Genomic DNA, 24,903 nt, shown 5'->3' with positions numbered 1-24,903 from the left:
TGAATGCGGGTTTCCAGGATGCCTGAACCGATCAGCTCCGGCTGATAACACGTTGCATAAGCTTATTCCAGTGTCTTTACACGACATTTCTGCCTTGAATGACACGTAGCACGATTATGATAATCGCGATAACCAACAAAATGTGAATGAACCCGCCCAATGTGTATGAGGAGACCAAACCCAGTATCCAAAGGATGACTAGGATAATTGCGAGAGTTTCTAACATTTGTGCTTCTCCGTAAGAGGCCGTCAATTGACGGCGATATAAACCACAGATAAACATACGAATCGTATTGCCGAAAGTCAAAGCGATGCTAACCCCTAAACGGCGAGACCATGTTCATCACCTGTTAAAAAAGGTAATCAAGAGCATCAGATACCGGTCAGTTTGTCTGGACTCGGTTGTACAGCCCAACAGTACCCTTTTCTAGTCGTCTTTGTTAATGGCATCCTTGATATCTTCCTTGAGATCACCAAAGCCCTTCTGCACCTTGCCGACGTTCTTTTGGACATTGCCTTCTACTTCCATACCCTCATCGTCCAGTATCACGCCGGTGGCTTCCTTGACTTTGCCTTTGACTTCTTCGACTTTGCCTTTTACTTGATCTTTGTTCATCAATGTCTCCTGATAATTAATTTTGTTATGATTAGAGCAAGAAAATGATTTCCCATCGCTCGAATAGCACATTACAAGTAAAGCTGGACACAGTCGGTGCGGCACCGCACATAAAAACGCCGCCGGAGATCGATCATGCCTAGCGTGAAACGATATTGCAGTTTTCGTCGGAGAGGATTATTTTCACGCGACGATTCAATTGACGACTAGCCGCTGTGTCGTTGTCGACAACCGACAACGACACAGCATAACCGCATATTCGAGTGCTGATTTTAATTAATGTATTGGTTGGGTAATGAGAAGTTACCGTTTCACCTCGTTTCCACGCGCTGCGTGGGAACGAGGTGAAAATAATTGCCGATGCAGAAAAAACCGAAATTACCTCCCCACAATCATGATACCGAGGTGAAGCATGAAAAAAATGTCCGAAATAAGCGATTCATTCCTGGCCGGTTTGGAAGGCCTATTACTGCGTTTCCCCAAGGTACTGGTGTTTCTGGTCTGTGTAGCCTGTGGTTTTAGCTTGTATTACACTGCGCGGAACCTTGGCATTAACACCGATACCACCAAAATATTATCCAAAGAACTACCTTTCCTGCAGGATCGTAGTCGCTTCCTTCAGGCTTTTCCGCAAGATGATGCGGCGATTCTAGTCGTCGTCGATGGCGCAACGCCGGAAAGGGCAACGCAGGCATTGGCTTACCTTGGCGAACACTTCAGGCAAGACAAGGAAGAGATTGAAGCGGTTTATATTCCGGGCGAAGGCGAATTTTTCGACCGCCATGGCCTGCTTTATCTCGACCTTGACGAATTGAATGCGCTGGCCGCTAAATTGGTGGAGGCGCAGCCTTTTATCGGTAGCTTATCCAAAGACAACAGCCTGAAAAGCCTGTTATCGATAATAGGGCTTGCTATCACCAGCGCAGACCAAGACCTTCCGGTCAATTTGAAACCCTTGCTGGACAGCATTCAGGCCGTCATCAGGGGATTGCTGGACGGCACAGACAGATCGCTTTCATGGCAGCAGTTGATGTTCGGCGATGACCAGGATTTACTGACGACGACCCAACGCTTCATCCTGCTTAATCCTGTACTCGATTTCAATGCACTGGTGCCCGCCGAAAAAGCCTTGCAGAGCGTGCGGGCTATTGTCGATAACGCTAAACGAGCGTTTCCCGACGTTAGCATAAGACTGACCGGCGAAGTCGTGCTGGAACATGACGAATTGGAAAGCGTTCAGCGTAGCGCCCAAATGGCCTCGTTGTTCTCGATGATTCTGGTCTGTACGGCATTACTGATCGGCCTGCGTTCATTGAAACTGGTACTGATTACCTTTACCGTGCTGCTGGTCGGCTTAATATTGACTGCCGGTTTTGCGACGCTGGCAATTGGTCATCTCAATCTTATTTCGGTTTCGTTCGCGGTACTTTATATCGGTATCGGCGTCGATTATTCGATACAGATTAGCCTGCGTTACCAGGAATTGCTCCAGCAAAATGTCCCACAACAGCAAGCGCTGATGCAGGCGGTACGTAAAGTCAGGCCTTCGATTGGTCTGTGTGCTGTCACCACGGCGATAGGTTTTTTTTCATTCATCCCGACCGCCTACACCGGCGTTTCCGAGCTAGGCGTGATTGCCGGAGGCGGGATGCTGATTGCGTTCATTATTTCTGTGACGGTTTTACCCGCGCTGTTACAGCTGTTCCCGTTAAAACCGAAGGTCAAAGATTTCCGCAATACTTTTCCCGACTGGATTTACGATTTTCCGATACGGCACGGGGCACTTATCAAATGGACGGCACTCGGCTTAACCTTGGCCGGGTTAGGTTTGTTGACGCAAGTCCGGTTCGACTTTAACCCGCTCAATTTACGCGATCCTGCCAGCGAATCTGTCGCGACTTTCAAGGAATTACTGAAAACCAAAACCACCTCACCGATGACGCTGACAATATTGGCGGCAAACGAAGCGGAAGCCCGGACTCAGGCGCAACAACTGCAACGGTTGCCGTCAGTAGAAAATGCACTGACCATTTTCGATTTCATTCCCGAACATCAGACGCAAAAACTCGATCTTATTCAAGAACTGGCTTTAGTGATGGGTCTGCGTTCCGAGGTATTTCCACCGTTACAACAAGACAGCGCCGAAAACCACCGGACGGCGCTGACGACCTTTAAACGGGACGTCGAGAAAAGCCTAAAAGACCAACCGGACAGCCACCTCGCGGCCAGCATGCAATCGCTTGATGAACTGCTGCAACGGCTATTGACTGAACTGGAAGCGAAATCCAGGCCGGAACAGAGCGCATTGCTCGATCGGTTACAGCAAAATTTATTGGGTACCCTGCCGGACACCATGAACAAACTGATGCAAGGGCTCAATGCCGATGTGGTGACGCTGGAGCGATTGCCGCAAGATTTGTCCGAACGCTGGCTCAGCAAAGGCGGCATTTATCGGGTTCAGGTATTTCCAAGCAAAAACCTGGACGATCACCAAAACCTAAAGGAATTCATTGCCGAAGTCAGACAAATAGCGCCGAATGCGACCGATTTGCCGGTCATTTACCTGGAATCCGGAAACGCCGTAGTCAAGGCGTTTCAGCAGGCTCTGATGGGTGCATTCGTAGCTATCACATTGGTTTTGTTACTGGCGACTCGAAGCATCAAAGACACTTTTCTTATCTTGTTGCCTTTATCGATGACCGCCATACTGACCGGCGCGGCAACCGTCGTGTTGAATACCCCGTTCAACTTTGCCAACATTATCGTGATACCGCTGCTGTTCGGTCTCGGCGTTGACAGCGGTATTTATATCATGAACCGGTTGCGCAACATGCCCGATCAAACGCACAGCGTATTGCAGACCAGCACCGCAAGGGGGGTCATTTTCAGCAGCCTGACCACGCTGTGCAGTCTGGTCAGCATGGCATTTACGCCGCATCTAGGTTTGGCAAGCATGGGCTTGTTGCTGTCTATCGGCTTGGTGTTGATTGTAGTTTGTACGATGTTGGTACTGCCAGCTGTGCTGACCAGACCCATAGTTGATCGCCAAAAATAAATAGCCCAAAACAACTTAGTGAAGCAGCAGTAATTTAGATCGTTGCTTACTTGTTATTGGTAAATATTTGGGCACAGCTAGCTATCGACGAAAAGTACGATCAGCGTATGATGTTAATTTTTGTCTTTGCCCACTTTTTATTGCAATGGTGAACCTTATGAATTCAAAAAAAATAGACTTAACAGAGGCTGATTTGTCCAAAGCCTGTAACTACATTGCCAAACAGTTTGCAGCGCATAGCTGGTGGCCATCCGAACAACCGGGCGAAGCAAAGCGGGAATTTGATTTAATGAAAGGCAGCGCAACCGCTTTGAATGTATGGTGCGAGCGATGGCTGGATGCCGGGCAATGTAAAAAAATGGAAAAAGAGCTTCGATCCTAGTCGGGTAGGGTGGGCAATAGCTTTTTGTTGCCCGACATTGCTACTCGCACTTTGCGAAACATGCGGTGCAATACGGCTAACGCCTATTGCACCCTACGGATTGTGCCTTACCGCGTTGAAAGCGATGCAGGTCACCAATAACACCGGCGAGTTCCTGCGCGTTCCCGGCCTTGCCGTGGAGGATTGGTCAACATCGTCTTGAATCTTGCTTAGCAAGAGGTCTTGGTTTTCGATATTGAAAGCGGACATGGGCAAATCCGAATTCCGATGCTCTATTGAAGCTTGGGAATGTCGGGCATAAACAGCATGCTCGATCTACAGGACTGATTAACTGGCACTTTGCGAAACATGCGGTGCAATACGGCTAACGCCTACTGCACCTTACGGATTGCGCCTTACCGCGTTCAGCTGCGATTTAAAACTTGAGCAAATTGCAGTGCCTTTGCTCAGAGAAGCGATTGCTTATTGCGAGAAAGTGAGCGATTTTGTTTCGCGTGAGGTTTTTGCCCATATTCTGGAGTCCGAAGAAGAGCATATCGATTGGCTGGAAACCCAGCTGGAATTGATTGAGAAAGTGGGGTTGGAAAATTATTTGCAATCGCAAATGTAAAGTTAGTTAGGTCGAGCAACAGCTTTTTGTTGCCCGACATTTCTGCTATGCCGTGTATGAGATGAATTCGTTATGATCTTGAGTCAGAAGTTGAATCAGTTTTGGGTGGACAAATAGCTTCTCTTTTCCAGCCTGAATTTCATATAGCACACCAATATCAGATAGTTGCTTAAGGTAGACCGAAGCAGTTTGCCGCTTGGCAATATCTTGTTGCACCAAGTTTTGTATTCGGCAATAAGGCTGCTCAAAAATCACTTGTATCAGCTCATGACTATAAATTTGGGGTAGTTGGCTGCGAACATATTCCTTTGTTTGCTCAACCAATTCCCGCACCGCTTCAATTTTTCGGGTGGTCCAGCCAGCACTCGTTTCTACTGTCTTAAGCATGAAAATTATCCAGTCTTGCCAGTTCCGGTTCCTGGTAACCCCGAGTAGCAGGCGATAGTAGTCCTGTTTATTTTGGACGATATAACGGCTTAAGTAGAGGATGGGCAGGCTGAGGTGTTCTTGCTCAATGAGAAACAGAATATTGAGAACACGCCCAGTGCGGCCATTACCATCAGTAAAGGGATGAATGGCCTCAAACTGATAATGGGCAATCGCCATTTTTATCAACGGATCGATATCGTCATCCGTATGTAAAAAAGCTTCCCAGTTGCCTAGCAGTGTGCGGATTACCTGTTCGCCCACCGGTGGCGTATAGATTACATCCCCGGAAGCTTGATTGCATAGCGTGGTTCCAGGGACTTTGCGGACATCCATTTGTACCGATTTAATGGTGCTGCAAATTTCCATAGCCGTATTGGTACATAACGGCCTACGTTTCAGCTCTTCAAAACCCTGGCGCAGAGCTGTTCGATAGCGTAACGCTTCTTTAGTCATGGGGTCAGCCTGACTGTCTTCTTGTGCGTATTGGAAAAGTTTATCGGTGGTGGTGACGATGTTCTCGATTTCAGAACTGCCTTGGGCTTCCAGCAGGGGCAGTAAATTAATCAACAACCCTTGGTTGGGTAGCAATTCACCGGCTTTTTTTAGCTCTGCTAATGCCGCCCGCGCAGGAATACAGGCTTTTAGAACCGCAATACTTTCAAATTCCGTTACTGGTGGTAGTTCCGGTAAATGGTTAGAAGGTTGATCGGGTTGCCAGGTCATGTTTAATAATGCTTAATATTTCGACATGTAGTGACTATATGTCGATGCGATAAACATGTAAAGAGAACGTGTACAAATATATGGTTATTTTCGACGCGTAGCCACTAGAAACATGCGGTGCAATACGGCTAAGGCCGATTGCACCCTACTGATTGAGCCTTACCGCGTTGATTCGTTAATCATATCAGTCTGGCGATAGGTGGGGGGAGTTCATACCATTGCCCTACATATTATGGCTTACCGAATAGAGGGATTTTTGAAAAATCAAATTGATAATGCTGCCGAGTTGCGCCATTCAGACTAATAACTAGGTAATCCACGTTAGTTGATGGATTGCCATCACCATTGGCAGTTTTGTGATATCCACGACAGAGCTCAGCATTTTTGACGGCAGTCGGCAATTTTTCTATAAATTCAGGCGTTGGCAACCAACCGCCTTTAGAATAATCTGGCAAATTTGCTTTAGATTTCAAACGGGTCTCAACTTGGTTCGAATCTGCAAAGGGAGCAGTAGTATATTCTTCGTGGAGTAGCAGCCAGAATTCAAAGCTAGGATCAGAAATTGCAAAATTAATATCAGCCGCTGTTTTGAGTTTTTTTGCTTCTAGTGCTTTTTTTCGGTATGAAGAATTTTGACTCTCCAGGTCGAATACCACCCAAACTTCATCATATGGAAGTTTTGATTTATCTTTCCTGGCTTCTTTCCTTCTTTCATCCCGTAGTCTTATTGCTTTTTGAGTCAGACTAAGTGGATCGAACTGGCTAGGGTGAATAATTTCAACATCTACAGTGGACAGTTTTAAGCGATTTCTGATGGACTTAAGATAATTGGGCTCAGTTTTTTCGCCTTCGGTGACTATCAGAAAAACTTTACCGGTAGATGTCTGTCCCTGTTTACCTCTTTTATACGACGATGCGCCTCTTGAAAACGACCTTATTTGGTTCATAACATTAAGCCATTGTATAGATAAGGAATTGCGCCATAACGTCCCGCTAGATATCCCTTTGCCAAAGCTTCGTCTTTTCTGGGTTGATAATCGGTTAACGGATATAGGTTAGTTGTGCCTGTGGGGGTTTTCTCAGTAAACCAAATTTGGTCGCGCCGCAACAGTGCGCTATCCAATAATACAGTATTATGGGTACTGAAAATAACTTGAGCCCCATTGGGATTGTTGTTATTGCAAAATAATAATTTTAGAAGTTCCTTAACCAAAATAGGATGTAGGCTGGTTTCAAGTTCATCAACAAAAACAGTATAGCCATTATCTAAAATATCTAGCCACGGCCCGATCAATGCGAAAAAACGGCGGGTTCCTGCAGACTCTTCGTCGTCAAAATCAAGAGAAACCGGTTCTATGCCATCCGCCTTATGAAGAAGATTGATCTCAAACCTTTTACCAGCTTTTAATACTTCGTCTTTTTCAAGTCTTTCAAGTAAGGAAGGCGGCAAACTCTTCTTTAAATCATCTACGCTAACCTCCTTTTCTTGGATATTAGCTTCCATTACGCCAATGTCAGCACTGCGTAGCAAATTCAGTATACGCTCATGGTATTCGGGATTTTCTTTAATCAGATTGGCTGTAAAACCGTTGTGTAAAAAGGAACCGGCATTAAGATGAAGAATTTTTAGCTTTTTCCTAAACCAGTCAAAAGCTATGGATAGCTGCGGGTGATTCCATTGTGGGCCAACAGAAAGAAATAAATTATTTTCACGGGTTTTATCACGCAAACTTTTGTCATCTTTGAACCGAGTCGATGGAGACGCCCACGCATAGCGGTTGTCCGCCTCTATGAAGGTACGGTGATACCATTTTTGCGGCGAACCTTTTGGATAAGCGACTAAATATTCTTCAAGCACCCGTTGCGGGGTGACGACAACACCGAATACAAAGCGTATGTCTTCGGCGAAGAAGGTGATTTCAAACTCAGAGGGTTTGGATGAAGAGGTTTGGTCAAGTTTAAAGGGTTCGGTACCGGTAGCATCGCCTGGTTCAAGTTTGGTTGCGGATCTTTTGACGAACTCAGCTAGAAAGCTGATGGCTTCTATGATGTTGGATTTGCCAGAGGCGTTAGCGCCATATATAGCAGCACCTTTGAGAAATTTTACACCTGATAGGCCTGGCAGTTGGCGGTCAACCAAGGCGGATGTCATGTCCTTGTCAATATTGTCGGCAACGAGGCTGAGGGTTTGCACTTCACGGATGGAACGAAAGTTGGCAACCTTGAATTCGATCAGCATGATTCACCTTTGAATAAAAATTAAAAAACAGGATCGATTTTACGATTTATTGTGTTTTTTTGCCATAAAATTATAATTTATCTTCTGATTAGTAGGATACTACAATCTGTAGCATGGGAGCCGTAGAACTATAGGATATGCTGAATGCAGTGAAGCGCATCAGTCGCGAATGATGCGCCTCGTGCCTCGGCACATCCTATGGTCTGAGCGCCACAATGGTGAGTTTGTATTGTAAACGGTGAGCAGAAAAGCGTTGCCCACCCTACGGCTTTAAATGCCCATAAGCAGGTAACGTTTCCAGTCGTTTATCTTCCAGCGGTTTACCCACCGTAAAATGATAAAGACTTTGGAATTTATCGTCCTTGAACCCTAAAAGCTCATGCACGCTGTCATCAAAATAACAGCCGATACCGGTGCCGCGAATGCCTACTGCTTCCGCTTCCAGATATAGAGTTTGGCCTATCAGGCCGCATTCCCAGAACAAGCGGCGGTAAAGCCACGGTGCTGCTTCGATGGTTTCGTTAAATTCCGCAATCATTCCCAGGCTGAAGGCGCTGTCGCTGGCGATGGGTTGATGGCAGGACAGCGTTTTGGCAATCTGCCTGTAATCGCCTGAATGCAGATGATAAAGCGGCAACGCTTCGGATACTTTCTGCCAGTCGAAATCAGCCAGGGTTGCAGCCTGCAATGATTCAAGGGCATCGTTATGTCTAGGCAATGCATAGATGCCGGGGGCTAAACCTTCAACGCGATGCACAAAAATAAACAGGTGGATTTTCGGCGGCCAGCGCCATAGTTCGAATGCGGCTGCGGTCGGCAAAACGGCGGCCAGCATCCGGTAAAAATCAGTCTGCGGCATCGGCGGCATTTTGCCGTCAAACTGTTGCGCACTGCGGCGCTGGCGGATGATTTGGGTTGCCGTTTTGGTGCAGGATGATGTTATAAGTTGTCGCCGGGCGGCTTGCCAATCAGGTTCTTCGGTTCGCGGCTTGCTGGCGACCGTTGCGACTTCATCGATGACCGGCCACTTATACATATGATAGGCGCGAAGGCTGTCGGCTTTGCCGAACCAGGCTCCAGATTGCGCGCTTTCCAGCAGGGCCTTGGCATCTAACGGCTTGCTGTCGGCATGGGTATGAATCCGGCAAATAATATCGGGGGCTTCATGCTCCTGTTTTTTAAAGTCGTCCCGAGTTAGCCCTAACAGCTGACCAATGTCGTCATCCGACCATTCGGCCAGCAATTCCACCGACCAGCCCAGCGTCGCCGCCGCGTACCGCAAAGCTCCCAGGGCATGGCCTAGATCATGCTGGCAATAGCGGTAAGCTCTCTCTCCGTATTTCCAGGCTTCCCGCCAATGGACTGAGGATAAGCCGATTAGTAGGCCGGAATCGGGGGAATTGTCGGAAAACCGACAGCGCTGTTCAAGGCTGTGATCGTGGCTGACATAGTGGTAAATGCCTGATTTAATAAAGCCATCTCCGGTGCTGACCAGATAAGCCTCGGTCGGGTGCAGGTTGCCGCTGGACGGATTGCAGCGCAATGCCCAGCGACTCGGGCCGTATTGTTTCCATGCCGACAGGCCGAAGGCCAATTCCAGCAATAATCCGGCATTGGTCATATTTAACGGTTTTGCCGGTATTAATTCAGGGTTATCCAGGTCGGCAAACAACGGTTCAAGTTCGGCTCCGGGTAAGGGCAATGTGACAATATCGCAACCGGAAAAATGCCGGAATTGATCGGGCTGGTCTTCCCAGTCGAGCGATTCGGGGCCGTTGGCGTAGCGCTCCAGGCGGTGTTTGGTGCGGTTGTGGTAGTTCAGGACGGTTTCGGTTTGCTTATTCATAATCTGTTTAATCCTACGAGGAAAAGCCCTCTTTTTTTAAAGCGAGTAAAGAAGTTCGATCCGTTAGCCCGAAACCCTATCATGCTTTGATAAGGCAGGTTGTGTGAACTGTGTAGGAGCGGGCCATGCCCGCGAACGGTACGCGCTAAGACTCGCATCATTGCCAAAATATCGCGGGCATGGCCCGCTCCTACGGGCACCCTAGCATATTAATTAATCTGCCTAGGCTCCATAGCCAAGTCCTCAATCCAGCAGCCAATCGGGTTGCCCAGATTCATGTCCTTATCTTCAAAGCGCACCAAAAAAACACTGCGATCCGGCTCTTCTTCCACATGCCCGATCAACGTAATCACTCCGCGGGTTCCGGCTTCGGCTAATAGTTCGCCTTCGACACCGTCGGGAATGGAACCGTCATCAACAATTGCCTTCGCCGCATAGACTACATCACCTATGTCTAAATCTTCTACCTTCATTTCATATCTCCGTTTGTTTTGTAGCAAAGCTTACATTGTCAGCTGGTTGTGTGATCAAAACCTGTGTGAGAGTGTGCTGTTTATTACAGGCATCATTGATTAATGTCTTATTAAACAATCTGTTAAATAATAAGCAGCGAAATGGCATACAGGTTGCTATAAGTCTTTACAAGAACGATGCCAACCATTCAGGAGACTTTAGATGATTACATTAACAGAAAAGGCCATTAGCGCCGTCGGCCGCTTTATTGCCGGTTCGGAAACACCTACAGCAGGTTTACGGATAGAAGTCACCGATGGCGGTTGTTCTGGTTATCAGTACGGATTGAAACTCGAAGGCAGCCAAACGCCTGAAGACACCGTCATTGATTGCGGCGAAGTGAAGGTGTTTATCGATCCGGTCAGTATGCCGATGCTCGACGGCATGTCTATCGACTTTCTCGACAGTATTGAAGGTTCGGGATTCAAGTTTACCAACCCTAACGCGGCTAAAAGTTGCGCTTGCGGTACTTCGTTTAATACCAGTGCCGAAGGTGCCGGAACTAAAACCTGTTCTTAACCAATTAATCCGTAGGATGTGCTGACGAAGGAAGCGCATCAATCGCGAGTGATGCGCTTCGTACCTCAACATCCTACAACCCATTTTAAGAGGATAAAGCCATGTGGGACTATTCAGACAAAGTAAAAGAACATTTTTTCAACCCCAAAAATGCGGGCGCGGTCGTTGATGCCAATGCGACCGGTGAAGTGGGTTCAATCAGTTGCGGCGATGCGTTGCGGCTGACCCTGAAAGTCGATGACGACAGCGAAATCATTCTTGAGGCGGGCTTTCAAACCTTTGGTTGCGGTTCGGCGATCGCTTCGTCATCGGTGCTGACCGAAATCATTAAGGGCATGACGCTGGATGAGGCCGCAAAGGTCACCAATCAGGATATCGCCGACCAGCTCGAAGGCTTGCCGCCTGAAAAAATGCACTGCTCGGTCATGGGACGCGAGGCGCTGCAAGCGGCGATAGCGAATTACCGCGGCGAAGAGTGGAAAGACGATCATGAGGAAGGCGCGCTGATCTGCAAATGTTTCGCGATTGACGCGGTGATGATCGAAGAAATGGTCTGGGCCAATAAATTGCGCACCGTCGAAGATGTCACCAACTTTACCAAAGCGGGCGGCGGCTGCGCGGCTTGCCATGAAGACATTGAGGCGATTCTGGAAAAAGTGTTGGCTGAAAAAGGCGAAAAATTCGATCCTACTGCCGCACCGGTAGCAGCCCCAGAAAAAATTGCAGCCGTTAAAGCGCCGCTGACCAATTTGCAACGCATCAAAAAAATCGAGCAGGTGTTGGAGTCGCTAAGACCGGCATTGATGGCGGACGGCGGCGACGTGGAGCTGGTCGAAGTCATCGGCAATACCGCCTACGTCAACATGACCGGCGCCTGTAACGGTTGCCAGATGGCGGCGATGACGATTGCCGGAATTCAACAGCGCTTGATGGAAGTGATGGGCGAATTTATTAAAGTCGTACCGGCATCGGAAATGTCGAAACTGGTCAATATTGAGGTGGCGTGATGACTGATATTTATCTGGATAATAATGCCACCACCAAGGTTGATCCCGCGGTGGTCGATGTGATGATTCCTTACTTTCTTGAGCAATACGGTAATCCGTCATCCATACATAAGTTTGCCGATGGCGTTGCGCGCGGACTTAAACAGGCCCGGCAACAGGTTCAAGCCTTAATCGGTTGCGAGCATGATTCTGAAATCATTTTTACGTCTTGCGGGACCGAGTCCAACTCCACGGCGATTCTTTCCGCGATTAAAGCTCAGCCGAACAAGAAAGAAATTATCACCACGATGGTGGAGCATCCGGCCATTTTAAGCGTGTGCGACAACCTTGAAAAAGAAGGTTACACCATCCATAGAATGCCGGTCGACAAGGCCGGACGCTTGAATCTGGAAGCCTATAAAAAGTTGTTGTCCGACCAGGTCGCGATAGTCTCGGTGATGTGGGCCAATAATGAAACGGGTACGATTTTTCCTGTCGTGGAAATGGCCGAAATGGCCAACGCCGCAGGTGTGATGTTCCATACCGACGCGGTGCAGGCGGTGGGCAAACTTCCGATGATGTTGCAGGATACCAAAATCGATATGTTGTCGGTATCCGGGCACAAGTTGCATGCGCCCAAAGGCATAGGCGTTTTATACCTGCGCCGCGGTACGCGTTTTCGTCCTTTGCTGCGCGGCGGCCATCAGGAACGCGGCAGAAGGGCAGGGACTGAAAACAGCGCGTCCATTGTCGGCCTGGGAAAAGCCTGCGAACTCGCGCTAGAGTTTATCGAGTATGAAAACACCAAAGTCAAAGCCATGCGCGACCGTCTGGAACAAGGCATTATCGAGTCGATTCCGCATTGTTTTGTGACCGGCGATATGTACAACCGTCTGCCGAACACCACGGATATTGCCTTTGAATATATCGAAGGCGAGTCGATCCTGATGCTGTTGAATAAAGTCGGCATTGCGGCATCGAGCGGTTCGGCCTGTACCTCCGGCTCCCTGGAACCTTCGCATGTGATGCGGGCCATGGACATTCCGTACACCGCCGCGCACGGCACGATCCGCTTTTCCTTTTCGCGCTACAACTCGATGGCGGAAGTGGATGTGGTTCTGAAAGAGATGCCGGGTATCGTTGCGACCCTGCGCAAGTTGTCGCCGTATTGGGAGGGTGATGGTCCTGTGGCCGACCCTGAAAAAGCGTTTGCACCGGTTTATGCGTAACTGATTTGGAGAATGTTGGGCTGACGTAAGGAAGCCCAACGTTATTACCTTAAAGAAACAATTACTTGAGATAATTGTTGATTTCCATTGCCCCATGAAAAACGCCCAAAATATCAATACGATTTTGATCCACGATCTTATAGGCGGTATGGTAATGACTATAGTAAATCACGCGGATTTTATAGGGCATATCAAATAGGATAAACGCCGCCTAACTCAGGAAATCCAGCCAATAATTTGGTTTTTTCGAAAATTTTGTTAACCGTATTTCGCGCCGCTTTCGGATTGTCATAGGCTATATAGGCATCAATTTCCCGTAGCCATCCAATCGCCTCATCAGTCCAATTGATTGTCACCATGAAGCGATCTGTTTTTCCAACTGTTCTTGTGAAATGACGTGATCATTTAAAGAGTCCTGTAAACCGCGTTCAACCATGCGTTTAAAGGCTAATTCTTTAATGATTTCTTCAACACTGACATCATCAGGCATTTCGTCTAGGGTTTTTTGGACAAATTCTTTGGCTGGTACAGTGGAATTCATAATTTACCTATGTGTTTCGCTAGTTCCCTAGCTCCAGCTTGGGAATTCGGTGTCGGAAGCTCTAGCTTCCCGTTTCGCGAAGCTAGAGCTTCGCCTTCTAGGTTCCCAATCTGGAGATTGGGAACCAGCGCAATATTTACCCAAAAATCGGAGTGACGTTTTTTAAATATTCTTCATTTTTTGGATTAATCCCAGTTATCGCGCTTAACATGCTTGGATTAACCCCCAAATAATCTGCAATATGATTAAAGCCAATACCTAATTGATTTTTTAATATTTCAAGCGCATTAACCAATAACTCAGGAATTTCTGGAGAAATAACGTCATCATATTTTTCTATTTTAGATTGACGTGTACTACTCAAATGGACATTTCCGGTGCGATATTGTTGGGCGGAAATCAGATCGAGTTGATGAGCCCTAAAAAGAATTGCCTTTGCACTCATTCCCCATCTTATTTTTAATTTATAAATTAAACCCCAATCTAAATATGTGCCTTTAGATATGTTAAATTCATTTATGAAAGCGGTTCTAGGAAACAAAAAAGCACTTGCAAATTTATTAGCTTCGCTTTCTGTTACGTGGTCGCCAGTCTCGACTCCGTCATGCAATACAAAATGTCCGCATTCATGGGCTAAGTCAAAGCGCATTCTACAAACACTTTCTTTTGCATCATTTCTAACAATAATCGGAAATTTTCTGTTCAGAGACAGAGCATCCACCTTTTCTGAAACCCCATTGAATTGAGTTATTACAACTCCTGCATTCTCCAAAACACGTGTCATTTTGGCTATAGGTGTGGTTAGTCCTAAGCCCCAAAGTTTTCGACATTCTTCAGCTGCAATTTCAATTTCTGAATTTGAATATTCAGTCGAGCTGTGTTTGATAATTGGAAAGTTTGTTGCTGGCAGTTCCAATCGTTCGTTTATGTAAACTACTAATTGCTCAAAAACTGTACTAAAAGCCAGAACTCTATTAGCTATACCAACAGGTGTGGTTTTTCGTTTTCTGAAATGACATTGTTCAAATTTGACATCATTACCCACAGGTTCAATAAAAAAACTATGTTTAACACTAAGTGTTTCACAAAGTGCATTTAACACATCATCAGCAGGTTGACGAATTCCACTTTCCAATTGATGGACAAATTGTCTGGATGCAGAAATAGATTCACCTAATTGCTGTTGTGTTAATCCATTTAATAACCTTGCCAATCTGAGCTTATCGCCATAGAAAGAGCTTTCAGCTTTCATCGTCAATACTGCCTGTTTTTGATGGTTGATACTTCAATTTTATTGGGGCTGGTGGAAGATCAACTGGTTGAGATAGCGGTGCATTAACTTCAGATACTAAAGCAACTTTATCCTCCAATGGAATTTGCCATTGACAAAGTATTTCATTGGTTTCTGTATAACCTACACAATACACTGCATCAGCGGGATTTTTAAAATGTGTGTCGAAAACAATAAACCATCTCATACACGCGTATGGATAGTCTTCATCAAATAAATCCATTTGCTTTTGTGTTTCAAACGACGTGATTAACTTTTTATTTGGCAAAGACTCTGGATCATTCCTTGAAAATCTAACAGGTGTATTATCAATACAGAATGTGAATCTCCCTTCTGGGGTAAGTATTGAAAGCCATGACCATATCTTAGATTCTGCTGTATAGATAATTTCTGACCTGCAACATTCGTAACATCTCATACCTAAACCACGAGGTGTATCTTTAAGCCTTATTTCATCGTGTAGTTCAATTACGTCACCGCGTTTGTTAGCAATTATGGATGCTATAGCGATTAGTCTGTTTTTGCTTAAGTCAGAATTTAGCTCCCAAGGCATTTCTTGCATGTTTGTTCCTATACCAGATCAATAAGAGCTCTTATTATTGGCAATTTATTTAAATTGTCAAGCAAATGTATTTTTGTAAACTATTTTTTGATTTGTTCTTGAGGTATATCGTGTTTATCTGTCGGTTGATAAGATCTCTTGGTAACCAATTCTACATTGGGAGTATCCATAGTCTTCTTTTCACCCCACATCCGCCACAAACTTTCATAAGGTATGCTCACCCGTCATGCAAGCGTTTGATCATTCTCAAGCTCAACGGACATTTACAGTTAAGCACTTCCGAAACGCCGATATAGGCTTCCAGATCGCGGGTATTCAGGTTTTGTTGTTCCATTCTGAATTTGATGGCTTCAATGGGATCGGACGGCGTTATTGCATAATGTTTACTTTCATAGGCTTCAATTAAGATAACCAATACTTCTATTTCGTCGGCCTCGCGCGTGTCGGGTTCCGCTTGAAAAATCATTTCCAGGCGCTGGAACGCGGTTTTCAACTCGTCATCGTTACGGATGGGCTTAATAATCATTGACTGTCTCCTCGTTAATCGGGTCGTATTGGCTATGTGTACTGACAAATTTTATCCGGGCGAATCCAGAACGATACTGTCTATTTCGAGACTAAACGGTATTTTTTATTGTCCCGTATTTGCTGATTCCCAAGCTTAAGCTTGGGAATCAGCGTAATCACAAAAAAACAGCACCCATTTTGTCGGATTTACGACAATTGCTTTATTTTCGTGCTGCATTGTTCTGTCGGTATTGCACCAATCAAGGCTTACCCCCGCTATTTCCGGCGAATGAACAGTTGGCAAGTATTTTGCTTCATGATGATTAAAGGGATTACGCCTTCATTTTTTAAAACACTTGCCAAGTAACTTAATTTTAGCCATGAAAGCTCAAAACCGCCTAATCATCATAGACGACACCACGCTCAGGGACGGCGAGCAATCGGCCGGTGTCGCTTTTTCGCTAGCCGAAAAGCTGGCGATTGCAACGCAGTTGGCGGACTTGGGCGTGCCGGAGCTGGAAATCGGCATTCCGGCAATGGGCGCGGTGGAGCGGGACGAAATCAAGGCTATTGCGGCTTTAGGCTTACCCTCGAAGCTGTTGGTCTGGTCGAGAATGCGCCGTGATGATTTACATGCCTGTCTGGATTTGAATGTAGACAAGGTTGATTTATCCATATCGGCTTCGGATCAGCATATTCAGCACAAGCTTAAACAAAGTCGGCAATGGGTTTTAAACACCATTACCTGCTGTGTTCAGGAAGCGCGGAGTTTGAATATGGAGGTGTGCGTCGGCATGGAGGATGCCTCGCGAGCGGATGTGGGTTTTTTGATACGCATGGCTGAAACCGCGCAACGGGCCGGAGCGAGCAGAATTCGTTTTGCCGATACGGTCGGCATTATGGAACCGTTCGGCGTGTTCGAGACGATCAAAAGGTTAAGAGCGGCAACCGACCTGGAAATTGAAATGCACGCCCATGACGATTTGGGGCTTGCTACCGCCAATACGCTGGCGGCGGCGCTGGCAGGTGCGACCCATGTCAATACGACGGTTAATGGACTGGGCGAACGCGCCGGCAATGCGGCCCTGGAAGAAGTTGTGGTGGGTTTGAAGCAATTATATGGTTTTGAAACAGGGGTTAATTTGCAGAATCTCCCATCCCTTTCCGAGCAGGTTGCCCGTGCTTCGGGCGATGCGATCGGCAGCCGGAAAAGCCTGATCGGCAAAAGCGTATTCAGTCATGAAGCCGGCATTCATGTCGACGGGTTGTTAAAGGATCCGAACAATTATCAAGGCGTCGATCCGGCACTGGTCGGGCGCAGTCATCAATTAATTCTGGGTAAGCACTCAGGAACGCAGGGTGTGATTCACGCCTATAAACAAATAGGCATCGCGGTAAGCCGGATACAGGCGCAAAAATTGTTAACCCAAGTCAGGCTTTTTGTTAACGATACGAAAAGAACACCTAAAACCGAAGACCTTAATCTCTTTCATCAAAATCTTTAGAGGACGCTTTATCATGAACGAACATATTGAGCAGCAATCATGCGAGTCGGAAGTTAAAGAAACGTTGGAAATACCTGATCAGGATGATCGTTATCCCGGTTCTTTTTTCAGGATACCCGCTCCGCCAATGCCCGGTAAAACGGGCTGGAGCTTGAATTAATTGTTCCTGGTTCCCACGGAGCCCCTGGGAACCAGGAAAAAACACCTCCGTACTCAACAGGAGTATAAAAATGGTTATGGCCATAGCAGATAATATTAAAAACGACGCACAAACGTCTCAGGGTTTTCTGGCCCAATGGCATGAAGATGTCTACTGTGTTTTTGGCCGTGATCCCGCCGCGCATAGCGTCTGGGAAATATTGCTGACCTATTCGGGGGTTCATGCGGTGCTGGCGCACCGGATCAGTCACCGTTTATGGAAAGCAAACTGGCGGTTGGCCGCCAGGATTTTAGCCGCAACGGCCAGAATGCTGACCAATGTAGAAATTCATCCCGGCGCTACCATAGGCAGGCGATTATTTATTGACCATGCGCTAGGCGTCGTGATCGGCGAAACGACAGAGATCGGCAATGATGTCACTTTGTATCATGGCGTAACCTTGGGCGGCACCACCTGGAACAAGGAAAAGCGTCATCCTACCCTGGGCAATAATGTGCTGGTGGGTTCCGGAGCCAAGATTCTCGGAGCGATTACCTTAGGCAACAATGTCCGTGTCGGCGCCAATTCCGTGGTGATTAAAGATGTGCCTCCTTGTTGCACGGTAGTGGGTATTCCCGGGCGTATTATTCAAAGCAAAGGCACGCAAATACAAAACCGGTACGGCATCGATCTGGATCATCATTTGATTCCCGATCCGGTTGGCAAGGCTATCGCCTGTTTGATCGAGCGGATTGATGAACTGGAAGCGGGGCAAAAGAATTCGATGAAAGTCTTGATTGAAGAGGATTGTGAATTGTGCGAAGCGGAAAGTGTCTGCATTCCCAGAAAAGAAAGTCCGGTAAAACTGGCGGCGAGGGCTTAAATGGATCTGTTGGATTTTGAGGCGCAAGGCTTGTATTTTGAAGAGCCGGATGTCGCCGGTATCAAAGAGCTGATAGCCACCGCGGCAGAAAATTATGCCAACGGCAAAGCCGAACTGCCGTTACTGAAAGCTTATTTTTTGGCACCTGAGTCATTGAATGTGCTGGTGGCATTAAACCGGTTTTATTACTACCAGCATCGACTGGAAGAGGCTTTAAGTGCAACCACTAAAGCGCTGGTTATTATCAGGCCGACCCTATCTTTTCCCGAGGATTGGCGTGAGCTGCAAGCCAGTCATATTATCGACGCCCCCGCTGCTTTATTAACCAAGATAAGAATGTATTTGTTTACTCTGAAAGCAATCGGTTTTTTAAATATGCGTTTGAATAACCTGGAGTTGAGCCAGGCCATTTTTGAAAAACTGGTGGAGCTGGACAGCAAAGACCGGATAGGCGCAAAGGGACTGCTGGAATTGGTTATTAAGAAAAAATTTGAAGGCACAAATATTTTATTTATCGGAGCACGAGCATGTTGAAAGAGAAAACGGATTCATTATTGACCATCATGGCTTTAGCGGCATTTATTATTCTGACCATCTATCTTTTGATTCAGGATACCTCTTCAGTGGGCCCACTTTAATTACCGGAGAAAAACCATGAGTTTTGAAGAAGATATGGAAGAGATGGAATCTGCAGAAGATTTTATGCAATATTTCGAACTGGATTACGAGCCCAGCGTGGTGCATGTCAACCGTCTGCATATCTTGCAACGTTTCCATGATTATTTACAAAAAGCCGGCGATGAAATGCCTGAAAATGAGCCGGCAAAACGAGCTGTCTACAGTAAATTGTTAATGCGTGCCTACCAGGATTTTGTCGAATCCGACGCGCAGACGGAAAAAGTTTTTAAGGTGTTTGCAATGGGCGAGTTATCGCAAACGGCGTTTGTTTCCTTAAGCGATATAAAAACATGAATCCCGATCGCTTCGACGAAGGCCGGTTTGACTTTGGCGAATCGGTTCGGGTCACCAGAAATGTCCGCAATGACGGCACTTATCCCGGTATGGAAGTCGGCGAGTTGTTGATTCGCCGCGGCAGCGTCGGTTATGTCACTAATGTGGGTACATTTTTGCAGGATCAAGTGATTTTTACCGCGCATTTCTTAAGTTCCGGACGGATGGTGGGCTGCCGTCTGGAAGAATTGATAGGCGCTGATGAACCCTGGAACCCCAGTCGCTTCGAATTCAGAGACAAGGTAGTCTGCACTATCGATTTAGGCATCCAAGGGAATATACTATTTGCAAAAGGCACTGCCGGCGAAGTCTTTAAGGTGATCAGGGACAGTGAGCTGATTCAATACCATGTCGCTTTTAACGGCAGAACCCTGCAAGTGCCCGAGACAGCGCTAGCTCCTGCGCACCCTGAGTCATTTAATGAACCAGAGGTTTGATATGACTAAAATTGAAAAACCTGTCCAGCTGGAAACTTACAATTTATTAAGAGCGGCTTTAAGCCTATTTAAAAAATCTCCTGCCGAATTGGCAGAGGCCGAGTTACAGCAGGCAAAAATTCAGGCCTTAAATGAATTCAGCATTGAAAGCCGGGTGCTGAATGCGCCGGAAGCTTCGGCAGTTTTTATTACCGACCAGGAATTGCAACAGGCCTATCAGGAAATTCGCGACCGTTATCATGATGAGAATGATTTCTTCAGTGATCTGGAAAAAAATCAGCTCAATAAAGCCAGCTTGCTGGCGGCATTGCATCGTCAGTGCAAGGTCAACACGGTGCTGGAGTTGATTGCCAGTCGTGCGCCCGCTATCAGCGAGGTCGACATCGGCATCTATTACCATCTGCATGCCGAGCAATTTAATCTCCCTGAAAGGCGTGAAGTCTGTCATATCTTCATCAGCATTAACCCTGATTATGCTGAAAACACCTTGGAGACGGCGTTACTGCGCGCTCAGGAACTCGCCGAAAAACTGCATAAAAAACCGCACAAATTTGCCGATCTGGCCTTAAGGCATTCCGAATGCCCGACCGCGTTGCAAGGCGGCGTTCTGGGGATAGTGCCCCGCGGCACGCTTTATCCTGAATTGGATGCGGTGCTGTTCAACTTAAAGGCGGGCCAGGTCAGTGATGTCGTCAAATCGGAAATCGGTTTTCATGTGCTGTTGTGCAAGAGCATACAAAAGCATGAAACCTTGTCTCTCGCAAAAGCAACACCGAAAATACGCCAGCTAATGAAAGAACGCGCCCGTCGTACCTGCCAGCGCGCGTGGTTAGCCAGTTTAACAACATCTGAATCCGGAGAAAGCAGTCATGAGCGATAAAGAAATCAAACACTGTTCATTTTGCGGCATAGAGCAATCCGCTTCGGTGCCCTTGATTGCCGGCAGTGAAGGCACTATTTGCGGGGCTTTCGTGTCATTAGCCAATCAGGTCGTCAGCAATTGGAGCCGTAAAAAAGAGCTTTCCGAAATGCAGGGCGCATTGCCCATTCCGGCAAAAATCAAGGAACATCTCGACCGATACATTATCGGCCAGCATCTTGCCAAGGAAATATTGGCCGTTGCTGTGTATAACCATTACAAACGCCTGAAGCACGAAAGCGGCGATGCGGGCTTGGGCGAGTTTGACAAGGATGTGGAAATCGGCAAGTCCAACATCCTGTTAATAGGCCCGTCCGGCACAGGAAAGACGCTGTTAGCCAGCACCCTGGCAAAAATTGTCGGCGTACCGTTTGTGATTGCCGATGCGACAACACTGACGCAGGCGGGTTATGTCGGCGATGATGTGGAAAATATTCTGGTCAGATTGCTGGATGTCGCCGAAGGCAATATGGTCAATGCAGAATGGGGTATCGTTTATCTGGATGAAATCGACAAAATTGCTCGTAGCCCCGAACAGCAAACCGGAACCCGCGATGTGTCCGGCGAAGGCGTTCAACAGGCATTGCTAAGACTGGTCGAAGGCTCTCACGTTAAGATTCCGGCCAAAGGACGCAACAAGGACGGCGAAACCACTATGGATACGCGCAATATCCTGTTTATCGCCGGCGGTTCATTTCCGGGCCTGGAAAAACATGTTGAAAAACGCTTGGTGCCGACCAATTCCGCTATCGGTTTTCATGCGGAAGTGAATAAAACGACTGAAAAACCGACATTGGACGATATGCTGAATGCGACACAACCCAGTGATTTACGCAAATTCGGCTTAATCCCCGAGTTTATCGGTCGCTTTCCGGTATTGGCGCCCTTGGAAGCGCTTGATGTTGATGCCTTGATTCGGGTTTTAACCGAACCTAAAAATGCACTGGTTCGTCAATACCAACAACTGTTTGCCTACGAAGGCGTGGAGTTGAAGTTTGAACAGGATGCCCTGGTTGAAATCGCCAATAAAGCCATAGAGCGCGAAACCGGAGCACGCGGCTTACGCAGCATCATGGAGCAGATCTTGCGAAAAACCATGTTCGATATTCCATCCGTCGATGACATTGAGCAATGTATTGTCGATGCTGATGCCGTTAAAGGGGAAGGCGAGATCAGGTTGATAAAAAAGGCCGAACCCAAACTCCGGCAGCAGGCAGGGTAGGGGATAGATATTACCTCGTTCCCACGCGCTGCGTGGGAATGCAGTTAAAGGCGCGCTGCGCCACGAATCACGCGCAGTACACAGTAACAGGGGACGCAGCGCGTCCCTCCATGGCATTCCCACGCAGCGCGTGGGAACGAGAAAACAAAAAACGAGAAGCTTATGAAAACCGAAGACAAAATCCGCGCCCAACTGGCAGCCCAGCCGATCATCATTTACATGAAAGGCGTACCGACTAATCCGCAATGCGGGTTTTCAGCCAAAGCCGTCGGCATACTCGATGCGACCCATATCCCTTACGCCTATGTGAACGTGCTGGAAGCGCCGTTTATCCGTGAAAAGTTACCGAGCATTTCCCATTGGCCGACTTATCCCCAGCTGTTTGTTAATGCCGAACTGGTGGGCGGTTGCGACATTATTGAAGAAATGTCCAACAACGGCAGTTTATTACCCTTATTAACGACCGCAGCGCCGAAAAAAGCGGAGGCTGAAAACGACGCATTAAGCGTTAGCGAGGTCACGCAACTGGTGCAACAGGGTATTGACGATGCCAAAGTGATGGTCGAAGGCGAAGGCTGCGATTTATCGATCACCGTGGTAAGTTCGCAATTTAATGATTTAACGATAGTAAAAAAACAGCAGTTGGTTCTGGCGACGTTAAAAGAGCCTTTGGCTTCGGGCAAACTTCATGCGGTCAGCGTTAAAGCGTATACCCCGGATGAATGGCAGGATTTACAGGCAAAGAAGGATACAGGACTGCTGCAAATACAGCATTAAAACAGAAACTATATTTGTTATCGTTCCCACGCTCCGGCGTGGGAATGCCGTGTCAGACGCTCCAGCGTCCCGCAACGCTGGAGCGTTGCAGACTGAATTCCCACGCGGAGCGTGGGAACTATTAACTGTAGGCATAACATTGGGCGAGGAAAATCATGGCTAAAGTAGGCGTTTTTTTTGGCACGGATACCGGCAATACCCGGCGGATTGCAAAAGATATTACCACGGCATTGGGTTCGGCTATTGCCGCCAAACCGGTCAATGTGCGCAACGCGACAGTGGAAGATATGCTGGCCTATGACACCTTGATTTTAGGTACGCCCACTTATGGTGATGGCCAGTTGCCCGGATTATCAACCGGTAATGCAACGGCCAGTTGGGAGGAGTTTTTGCCGACCCTTGCAGGCCGGGATTTTAGCGGTAAAAAAGTGGCTATTTATGGATTGGGCAATCAAAAAAGCTACCCTACAGAATTTGTCGATGCGATGTACTATGTGTACGAGCAGTTCAAACAATGCGGTGCAACCCTGATTGGCGCATGGGATACCGAAGGTTATAACTTTCAGGCTTCTAAAGCCGTCGTTGATGACCGCTTTGTCGGCTTGGCATTAGACCAGGAAAACCAGAAAGAGCTTACCCCCGCAAGACTGGAAACCTGGTTAAAAATACTGGCGCAGGCCTGGGGTTAAGATTTTAGGAGTGCAAGCTTCGCTTGTGCTTGCAGGCGAAGCCTGCACTCCGGCCTCATCAATTGAATGGTTATAGCTATGATAGAAGAATTAGCGGTAGTGGTGAAAATAGAAAACCATCAAGTCTGGGTCGAAAGCGGAGCAAACAGTGCATGTGGCGGTTGCCTACAAAAAGCATCGTGTACAACCAACGCAATCGGCAGTGTTCTCAAGAAAAAATCAGTGCCGGTGGATAGCGACATCCAACTGAAAACCGGCGATGAAGTCATGGTTGCCATTGATGAAAACCTGCTGCTGCGCGCATCCCTGTTATTGTATCTGGTGCCGTTGATCGCCCTGTTTGCCGGCGCAGGCATGGCCGACTGGCTGTTGGCGAATGGCATGTATGCGGATTTATGGATTGCCGGCAGCGCCGTACTGAGTTTTTTAGTTTCGCTGTGGATAATCAACAAAATGCAAAGTCTGTTGATACTGGGTTACGCCCGGCCTGTCGTGGTCAGGAAGGTTTAACCCGGTGTGCCGGTATGAATGTTTGGGCCATTAACAAGGATATTCCTCTTAAGCTCCTGTTATTGGAACTGGTGCATCGTTACGGTGAAAATACCTTGGCGTTGAATAATCAGGAGCAGCACTTCCAAGCTATCGATCTATGCACGGTTAACGAACCGAACATTTCTGCCTATATCTATACCTTTGGCCAGAACTCTGGGCGTTACGGCATAGACCTGAAATATCCCATTTCCGCGCATAATATCGTCGGAGAACATGAAAACCTGAGCTTGGATCAAATAATAGAGACACTCTCTACCCATCTATTTTCTTAACATCTGAACATTATGAATCAAGAGCAACAAACCGGATTTCGTTATTTTGTCAGTTACAGCGGCATCAAACTCCCGTTAAAGCTGGTCAATGAAATAACTGAAGACAGCTTAAATAATCGGAACACTTATTACCGCAGTTGTTTTGATGATCAGGACAGAATGCTGCTTTGCCAGAAAATTGTTTATGGCGAAGTTGAATCGGAACATCAGTATCAGTATCACTCGATGTTCAAGTTTTTAAGCTTAGAAATACAGCCGGAAAACGGGTAAGCTAATCAGTGTAAACTGCCACGTATTTCAACACCATGTTGATGTACGAGCCGGCACACTTTATAAAATCGTTTGTCACTGATTTAGATGCAGCCCTGGGAAAGCTAAAGTCCAATGCCAGGCTGACGCACCTACAAAAGACTTGGCTAGGATTTTGTTTAACGGGGATGTTACTGACC

The 24,903-nt window shown here is 47.1% G+C and carries 32 protein-coding genes and 1 pseudogene; 19 read left to right on the top strand and 14 right to left on the bottom strand.

Going from position 1 to position 24,903, the window contains the following annotated elements; all coding sequences use genetic code 11:
• Positions 1 to 76: 76 nt before the first annotated feature.
• Both RW114_RS14285 and RW114_RS14280 read right to left on the bottom strand, forming a co-directional pair.
• On the bottom strand, positions 77 to 226 hold the full coding sequence (locus RW114_RS14285; RefSeq protein ID WP_340123428.1) for a lmo0937 family membrane protein: 150 nt from the start codon (positions 224 to 226) through the stop codon (positions 77 to 79).
• A gap of 201 nt (positions 227 to 427) precedes the next feature.
• Complete coding sequence (locus tag RW114_RS14280) at positions 428 to 616, bottom strand: CsbD family protein (RefSeq protein WP_340123427.1); 189 nt, start codon at positions 614 to 616, stop codon at positions 428 to 430.
• A gap of 412 nt (positions 617 to 1,028) precedes the next feature.
• Here RW114_RS14280 and RW114_RS14275 point away from each other — a divergent pair, with 412 nt between their 5' ends.
• Both RW114_RS14275 and RW114_RS14270 read left to right on the top strand, forming a co-directional pair.
• Positions 1,029 to 3,671, top strand: coding sequence for an MMPL family transporter (locus RW114_RS14275; protein WP_340123426.1), 2,643 nt, complete (start codon positions 1,029 to 1,031; stop codon positions 3,669 to 3,671).
• A 157-nt stretch (positions 3,672 to 3,828) separates the two neighbouring features.
• Positions 3,829 to 4,053, top strand: coding sequence for a hypothetical protein (locus tag RW114_RS14270; RefSeq protein WP_340123425.1), 225 nt, complete (start codon positions 3,829 to 3,831; stop codon positions 4,051 to 4,053).
• Between the two features lie 93 nt (positions 4,054 to 4,146).
• On the opposite strand, the gene RW114_RS14265 is transcribed toward RW114_RS14270, so the two are convergent.
• Positions 4,147 to 4,302 (bottom strand): hypothetical protein, encoded by a 156-nt coding sequence (locus tag RW114_RS14265; protein WP_340123424.1) that lies wholly within the window; start codon positions 4,300 to 4,302, stop codon positions 4,147 to 4,149.
• Between the two features lie 157 nt (positions 4,303 to 4,459).
• Here RW114_RS14265 and RW114_RS14260 point away from each other — a divergent pair.
• Positions 4,460 to 4,663, top strand: a pseudogene (locus RW114_RS14260) (ferritin-like domain-containing protein); the annotation flags it as partial.
• Between the two features lie 45 nt (positions 4,664 to 4,708).
• On the opposite strand, the gene fic reads toward RW114_RS14260, so the two are convergent.
• From fic to RW114_RS14235, 5 genes are all read right to left on the bottom strand, one after another.
• Positions 4,709 to 5,815, bottom strand: a complete 1,107-nt coding sequence (gene fic / locus RW114_RS14255) for a protein adenylyltransferase Fic (protein WP_340123423.1) — start codon at positions 5,813 to 5,815, stop codon at positions 4,709 to 4,711.
• Between the two features lie 230 nt (positions 5,816 to 6,045).
• Complete coding sequence (locus RW114_RS14250; RefSeq protein WP_340123422.1) at positions 6,046 to 6,762, bottom strand: RloB family protein; 717 nt, start codon at positions 6,760 to 6,762, stop codon at positions 6,046 to 6,048.
• Entirely contained in the window at positions 6,759 to 8,054 is a 1,296-nt protein-coding gene (locus RW114_RS14245) for an AAA family ATPase (protein ID WP_340123421.1), read from the bottom strand. The genes RW114_RS14250 and RW114_RS14245 overlap by 4 nt, the downstream gene beginning before the upstream one ends.
• A gap of 262 nt (positions 8,055 to 8,316) precedes the next feature.
• On the bottom strand, positions 8,317 to 9,900 hold the full coding sequence (locus RW114_RS14240; protein WP_340123420.1) for a SagB/ThcOx family dehydrogenase: 1,584 nt from the start codon (positions 9,898 to 9,900) through the stop codon (positions 8,317 to 8,319).
• 209 nt (positions 9,901 to 10,109) lie between these two features.
• Complete coding sequence (locus RW114_RS14235; protein WP_340123419.1) at positions 10,110 to 10,373, bottom strand: nitrogen fixation protein NifZ; 264 nt, start codon at positions 10,371 to 10,373, stop codon at positions 10,110 to 10,112.
• Between the two features lie 202 nt (positions 10,374 to 10,575).
• Between RW114_RS14235 and RW114_RS14230 the strand changes: the two genes are divergently transcribed.
• From RW114_RS14230 to nifS, 3 genes are all read left to right on the top strand, one after another.
• Entirely contained in the window at positions 10,576 to 10,932 is a 357-nt protein-coding gene (locus tag RW114_RS14230) for a HesB/IscA family protein (RefSeq protein ID WP_305273351.1), read from the top strand.
• A gap of 101 nt (positions 10,933 to 11,033) precedes the next feature.
• Positions 11,034 to 11,939 carry a Fe-S cluster assembly protein NifU gene (gene nifU, locus RW114_RS14225; protein ID WP_340123418.1) on the top strand — a complete coding sequence of 302 codons (906 nt, stop codon included), beginning with the start codon at positions 11,034 to 11,036 and terminating at the stop codon, positions 11,937 to 11,939.
• On the top strand, positions 11,939 to 13,147 hold the full coding sequence (nifS, locus tag RW114_RS14220; RefSeq protein ID WP_340123417.1) for a cysteine desulfurase NifS: 1,209 nt from the start codon (positions 11,939 to 11,941) through the stop codon (positions 13,145 to 13,147). The genes nifU and nifS overlap by 1 nt, the downstream gene beginning before the upstream one ends.
• Before the next feature lie 61 nt (positions 13,148 to 13,208).
• Here nifS and RW114_RS14215 read toward each other — a convergent pair whose 3' ends face one another.
• From RW114_RS14215 to RW114_RS14190, 6 genes are all read right to left on the bottom strand, one after another.
• Positions 13,209 to 13,337: a hypothetical protein gene (locus RW114_RS14215; RefSeq protein ID WP_340123416.1), complete on the bottom strand. Its 129-nt coding sequence runs from the start codon at positions 13,335 to 13,337 to the stop codon at positions 13,209 to 13,211.
• Position 13,338: 1 nt separating this feature from the next.
• Positions 13,339 to 13,506, bottom strand: a complete 168-nt coding sequence (locus RW114_RS14210) for a type II toxin-antitoxin system RelE/ParE family toxin (RefSeq protein ID WP_340123415.1) — start codon at positions 13,504 to 13,506, stop codon at positions 13,339 to 13,341.
• Positions 13,500 to 13,688 (bottom strand): hypothetical protein, encoded by a 189-nt coding sequence (locus tag RW114_RS14205; protein ID WP_340123414.1) that lies wholly within the window; start codon positions 13,686 to 13,688, stop codon positions 13,500 to 13,502. The genes RW114_RS14210 and RW114_RS14205 overlap by 7 nt, the downstream gene beginning before the upstream one ends.
• A 136-nt stretch (positions 13,689 to 13,824) precedes the next feature.
• The gene (locus tag RW114_RS14200) at positions 13,825 to 14,940 is read right to left on the bottom strand and encodes a helix-turn-helix domain-containing protein (protein ID WP_340123413.1); all 1,116 of its coding nucleotides are present in this window, start codon (positions 14,938 to 14,940) and stop codon (positions 13,825 to 13,827) included.
• Positions 14,930 to 15,541 carry a hypothetical protein gene (locus tag RW114_RS14195; protein WP_340123412.1) on the bottom strand — a complete coding sequence of 204 codons (612 nt, stop codon included), beginning with the start codon at positions 15,539 to 15,541 and terminating at the stop codon, positions 14,930 to 14,932. The genes RW114_RS14200 and RW114_RS14195 overlap by 11 nt, the downstream gene beginning before the upstream one ends.
• 217 nt (positions 15,542 to 15,758) lie before the next feature.
• Complete coding sequence (locus tag RW114_RS14190) at positions 15,759 to 16,067, bottom strand: helix-turn-helix domain-containing protein (protein ID WP_340123411.1); 309 nt, start codon at positions 16,065 to 16,067, stop codon at positions 15,759 to 15,761.
• 361 nt (positions 16,068 to 16,428) lie between these two features.
• Here RW114_RS14190 and nifV point away from each other — a divergent pair, with 361 nt between their 5' ends.
• The 13 genes from nifV (at position 16,429) to RW114_RS14125 (ending at position 24,724) form a co-directional block, all read left to right on the top strand.
• Positions 16,429 to 17,553, top strand: a complete 1,125-nt coding sequence (nifV, locus tag RW114_RS14185) for a homocitrate synthase (protein WP_340123410.1) — start codon at positions 16,429 to 16,431, stop codon at positions 17,551 to 17,553.
• Positions 17,554 to 17,566: 13 nt separating this feature from the next.
• A complete protein-coding gene (locus RW114_RS14180; RefSeq protein WP_340123409.1) occupies positions 17,567 to 17,713 on the top strand; it encodes a hypothetical protein in 147 nt (48 codons plus the stop codon).
• 70 nt (positions 17,714 to 17,783) lie between these two features.
• On the top strand, positions 17,784 to 18,575 hold the full coding sequence (gene cysE, locus RW114_RS14175) for a serine O-acetyltransferase (protein ID WP_422614820.1): 792 nt from the start codon (positions 17,784 to 17,786) through the stop codon (positions 18,573 to 18,575).
• A complete protein-coding gene (locus tag RW114_RS14170; RefSeq protein ID WP_340123408.1) occupies positions 18,576 to 19,109 on the top strand; it encodes a hypothetical protein in 534 nt (177 codons plus the stop codon).
• A 120-nt stretch (positions 19,110 to 19,229) separates the two neighbouring features.
• Positions 19,230 to 19,547: a nitrogenase-stabilizing/protective protein NifW gene (nifW, locus tag RW114_RS14165; protein WP_340123407.1), complete on the top strand. Its 318-nt coding sequence runs from the start codon at positions 19,230 to 19,232 to the stop codon at positions 19,545 to 19,547.
• On the top strand, positions 19,544 to 20,023 hold the full coding sequence (locus RW114_RS14160) for a nitrogen fixation protein NifZ (protein ID WP_340123406.1): 480 nt from the start codon (positions 19,544 to 19,546) through the stop codon (positions 20,021 to 20,023). Before nifW ends, RW114_RS14160 begins: the two co-directional genes overlap by 4 nt.
• Position 20,024: 1 nt before the next feature.
• Positions 20,025 to 20,903, top strand: a complete 879-nt coding sequence (gene nifM, locus RW114_RS14155) for a nitrogen fixation protein NifM (RefSeq protein WP_340123405.1) — start codon at positions 20,025 to 20,027, stop codon at positions 20,901 to 20,903.
• On the top strand, positions 20,893 to 22,164 hold the full coding sequence (gene clpX, locus RW114_RS14150; RefSeq protein WP_340123404.1) for an ATP-dependent Clp protease ATP-binding subunit ClpX: 1,272 nt from the start codon (positions 20,893 to 20,895) through the stop codon (positions 22,162 to 22,164). The genes nifM and clpX overlap by 11 nt, the downstream gene beginning before the upstream one ends.
• A 162-nt stretch (positions 22,165 to 22,326) precedes the next feature.
• Complete coding sequence (grxD, locus tag RW114_RS14145; protein ID WP_340123403.1) at positions 22,327 to 22,941, top strand: Grx4 family monothiol glutaredoxin; 615 nt, start codon at positions 22,327 to 22,329, stop codon at positions 22,939 to 22,941.
• A gap of 155 nt (positions 22,942 to 23,096) precedes the next feature.
• Complete coding sequence (locus RW114_RS14140; RefSeq protein WP_340123402.1) at positions 23,097 to 23,630, top strand: flavodoxin; 534 nt, start codon at positions 23,097 to 23,099, stop codon at positions 23,628 to 23,630.
• A 78-nt stretch (positions 23,631 to 23,708) separates the two neighbouring features.
• The gene (locus RW114_RS14135) at positions 23,709 to 24,140 is read left to right on the top strand and encodes a SoxR reducing system RseC family protein (protein WP_340123401.1); all 432 of its coding nucleotides are present in this window, start codon (positions 23,709 to 23,711) and stop codon (positions 24,138 to 24,140) included.
• A 14-nt stretch (positions 24,141 to 24,154) separates the two neighbouring features.
• On the top strand, positions 24,155 to 24,454 hold the full coding sequence (locus RW114_RS14130) for a hypothetical protein (RefSeq protein ID WP_340123400.1): 300 nt from the start codon (positions 24,155 to 24,157) through the stop codon (positions 24,452 to 24,454).
• Between the two features lie 12 nt (positions 24,455 to 24,466).
• Positions 24,467 to 24,724: a DUF6156 family protein gene (locus RW114_RS14125; RefSeq protein ID WP_340123399.1), complete on the top strand. Its 258-nt coding sequence runs from the start codon at positions 24,467 to 24,469 to the stop codon at positions 24,722 to 24,724.
• The last annotated feature ends 179 nt before the right edge of the window (positions 24,725 to 24,903 follow it).

It is taken from the genome of Methylobacter svalbardensis, assembly GCF_037671525.1.
In the GTDB taxonomy this organism is placed as follows: domain Bacteria; phylum Pseudomonadota; class Gammaproteobacteria; order Methylococcales; family Methylomonadaceae; genus Methylobacter_A; species Methylobacter_A svalbardensis.
This window is presented reverse-complemented; position numbering and strand designations above follow the sequence as displayed.

Bases quoted from the DNA above. Each gene is read 5' to 3' on its own strand.
- RW114_RS14285 (WP_340123428.1), bottom strand. From the start codon at position 226: ATGTTAGAAACTCTCGCAATTATCCTAGTCATCCTTTGGATACTGGGT.
- RW114_RS14280 (WP_340123427.1), bottom strand. From the start codon at position 616: ATGAACAAAGATCAAGTAAAAGGCAAAGTCGAAGAAGTCAAAGGCAAA.
- RW114_RS14275 (WP_340123426.1), top strand. From the start codon at position 1,029: ATGAAAAAAATGTCCGAAATAAGCGATTCATTCCTGGCCGGTTTGGAA.
- RW114_RS14270 (WP_340123425.1), top strand. From the start codon at position 3,829: ATGAATTCAAAAAAAATAGACTTAACAGAGGCTGATTTGTCCAAAGCC.
- RW114_RS14265 (WP_340123424.1), bottom strand. From the start codon at position 4,302: ATGTCCGCTTTCAATATCGAAAACCAAGACCTCTTGCTAAGCAAGATT.
- fic (WP_340123423.1), bottom strand. From the start codon at position 5,815: ATGACCTGGCAACCCGATCAACCTTCTAACCATTTACCGGAACTACCA.
- RW114_RS14250 (WP_340123422.1), bottom strand. From the start codon at position 6,762: ATGAACCAAATAAGGTCGTTTTCAAGAGGCGCATCGTCGTATAAAAGA.
- RW114_RS14245 (WP_340123421.1), bottom strand. From the start codon at position 8,054: ATGCTGATCGAATTCAAGGTTGCCAACTTTCGTTCCATCCGTGAAGTG.
- RW114_RS14240 (WP_340123420.1), bottom strand. From the start codon at position 9,900: ATGAATAAGCAAACCGAAACCGTCCTGAACTACCACAACCGCACCAAA.
- RW114_RS14235 (WP_340123419.1), bottom strand. From the start codon at position 10,373: ATGAAGGTAGAAGATTTAGACATAGGTGATGTAGTCTATGCGGCGAAG.
- RW114_RS14230 (WP_305273351.1), top strand. From the start codon at position 10,576: ATGATTACATTAACAGAAAAGGCCATTAGCGCCGTCGGCCGCTTTATT.
- nifU (WP_340123418.1), top strand. From the start codon at position 11,034: ATGTGGGACTATTCAGACAAAGTAAAAGAACATTTTTTCAACCCCAAA.
- nifS (WP_340123417.1), top strand. From the start codon at position 11,939: ATGACTGATATTTATCTGGATAATAATGCCACCACCAAGGTTGATCCC.
- RW114_RS14215 (WP_340123416.1), bottom strand. From the start codon at position 13,337: ATGCCCTATAAAATCCGCGTGATTTACTATAGTCATTACCATACCGCC.
- RW114_RS14210 (WP_340123415.1), bottom strand. From the start codon at position 13,506: ATGGTGACAATCAATTGGACTGATGAGGCGATTGGATGGCTACGGGAA.
- RW114_RS14205 (WP_340123414.1), bottom strand. From the start codon at position 13,688: ATGAATTCCACTGTACCAGCCAAAGAATTTGTCCAAAAAACCCTAGAC.
- RW114_RS14200 (WP_340123413.1), bottom strand. From the start codon at position 14,940: ATGAAAGCTGAAAGCTCTTTCTATGGCGATAAGCTCAGATTGGCAAGG.
- RW114_RS14195 (WP_340123412.1), bottom strand. From the start codon at position 15,541: ATGCAAGAAATGCCTTGGGAGCTAAATTCTGACTTAAGCAAAAACAGA.
- RW114_RS14190 (WP_340123411.1), bottom strand. From the start codon at position 16,067: ATGATTATTAAGCCCATCCGTAACGATGACGAGTTGAAAACCGCGTTC.
- nifV (WP_340123410.1), top strand. From the start codon at position 16,429: ATGAAAGCTCAAAACCGCCTAATCATCATAGACGACACCACGCTCAGG.
- RW114_RS14180 (WP_340123409.1), top strand. From the start codon at position 17,567: ATGAACGAACATATTGAGCAGCAATCATGCGAGTCGGAAGTTAAAGAA.
- cysE (WP_422614820.1), top strand. From the start codon at position 17,784: ATGGTTATGGCCATAGCAGATAATATTAAAAACGACGCACAAACGTCT.
- RW114_RS14170 (WP_340123408.1), top strand. From the start codon at position 18,576: ATGGATCTGTTGGATTTTGAGGCGCAAGGCTTGTATTTTGAAGAGCCG.
- nifW (WP_340123407.1), top strand. From the start codon at position 19,230: ATGAGTTTTGAAGAAGATATGGAAGAGATGGAATCTGCAGAAGATTTT.
- RW114_RS14160 (WP_340123406.1), top strand. From the start codon at position 19,544: ATGAATCCCGATCGCTTCGACGAAGGCCGGTTTGACTTTGGCGAATCG.
- nifM (WP_340123405.1), top strand. From the start codon at position 20,025: ATGACTAAAATTGAAAAACCTGTCCAGCTGGAAACTTACAATTTATTA.
- clpX (WP_340123404.1), top strand. From the start codon at position 20,893: ATGAGCGATAAAGAAATCAAACACTGTTCATTTTGCGGCATAGAGCAA.
- grxD (WP_340123403.1), top strand. From the start codon at position 22,327: ATGAAAACCGAAGACAAAATCCGCGCCCAACTGGCAGCCCAGCCGATC.
- RW114_RS14140 (WP_340123402.1), top strand. From the start codon at position 23,097: ATGGCTAAAGTAGGCGTTTTTTTTGGCACGGATACCGGCAATACCCGG.
- RW114_RS14135 (WP_340123401.1), top strand. From the start codon at position 23,709: ATGATAGAAGAATTAGCGGTAGTGGTGAAAATAGAAAACCATCAAGTC.
- RW114_RS14130 (WP_340123400.1), top strand. From the start codon at position 24,155: ATGAATGTTTGGGCCATTAACAAGGATATTCCTCTTAAGCTCCTGTTA.
- RW114_RS14125 (WP_340123399.1), top strand. From the start codon at position 24,467: ATGAATCAAGAGCAACAAACCGGATTTCGTTATTTTGTCAGTTACAGC.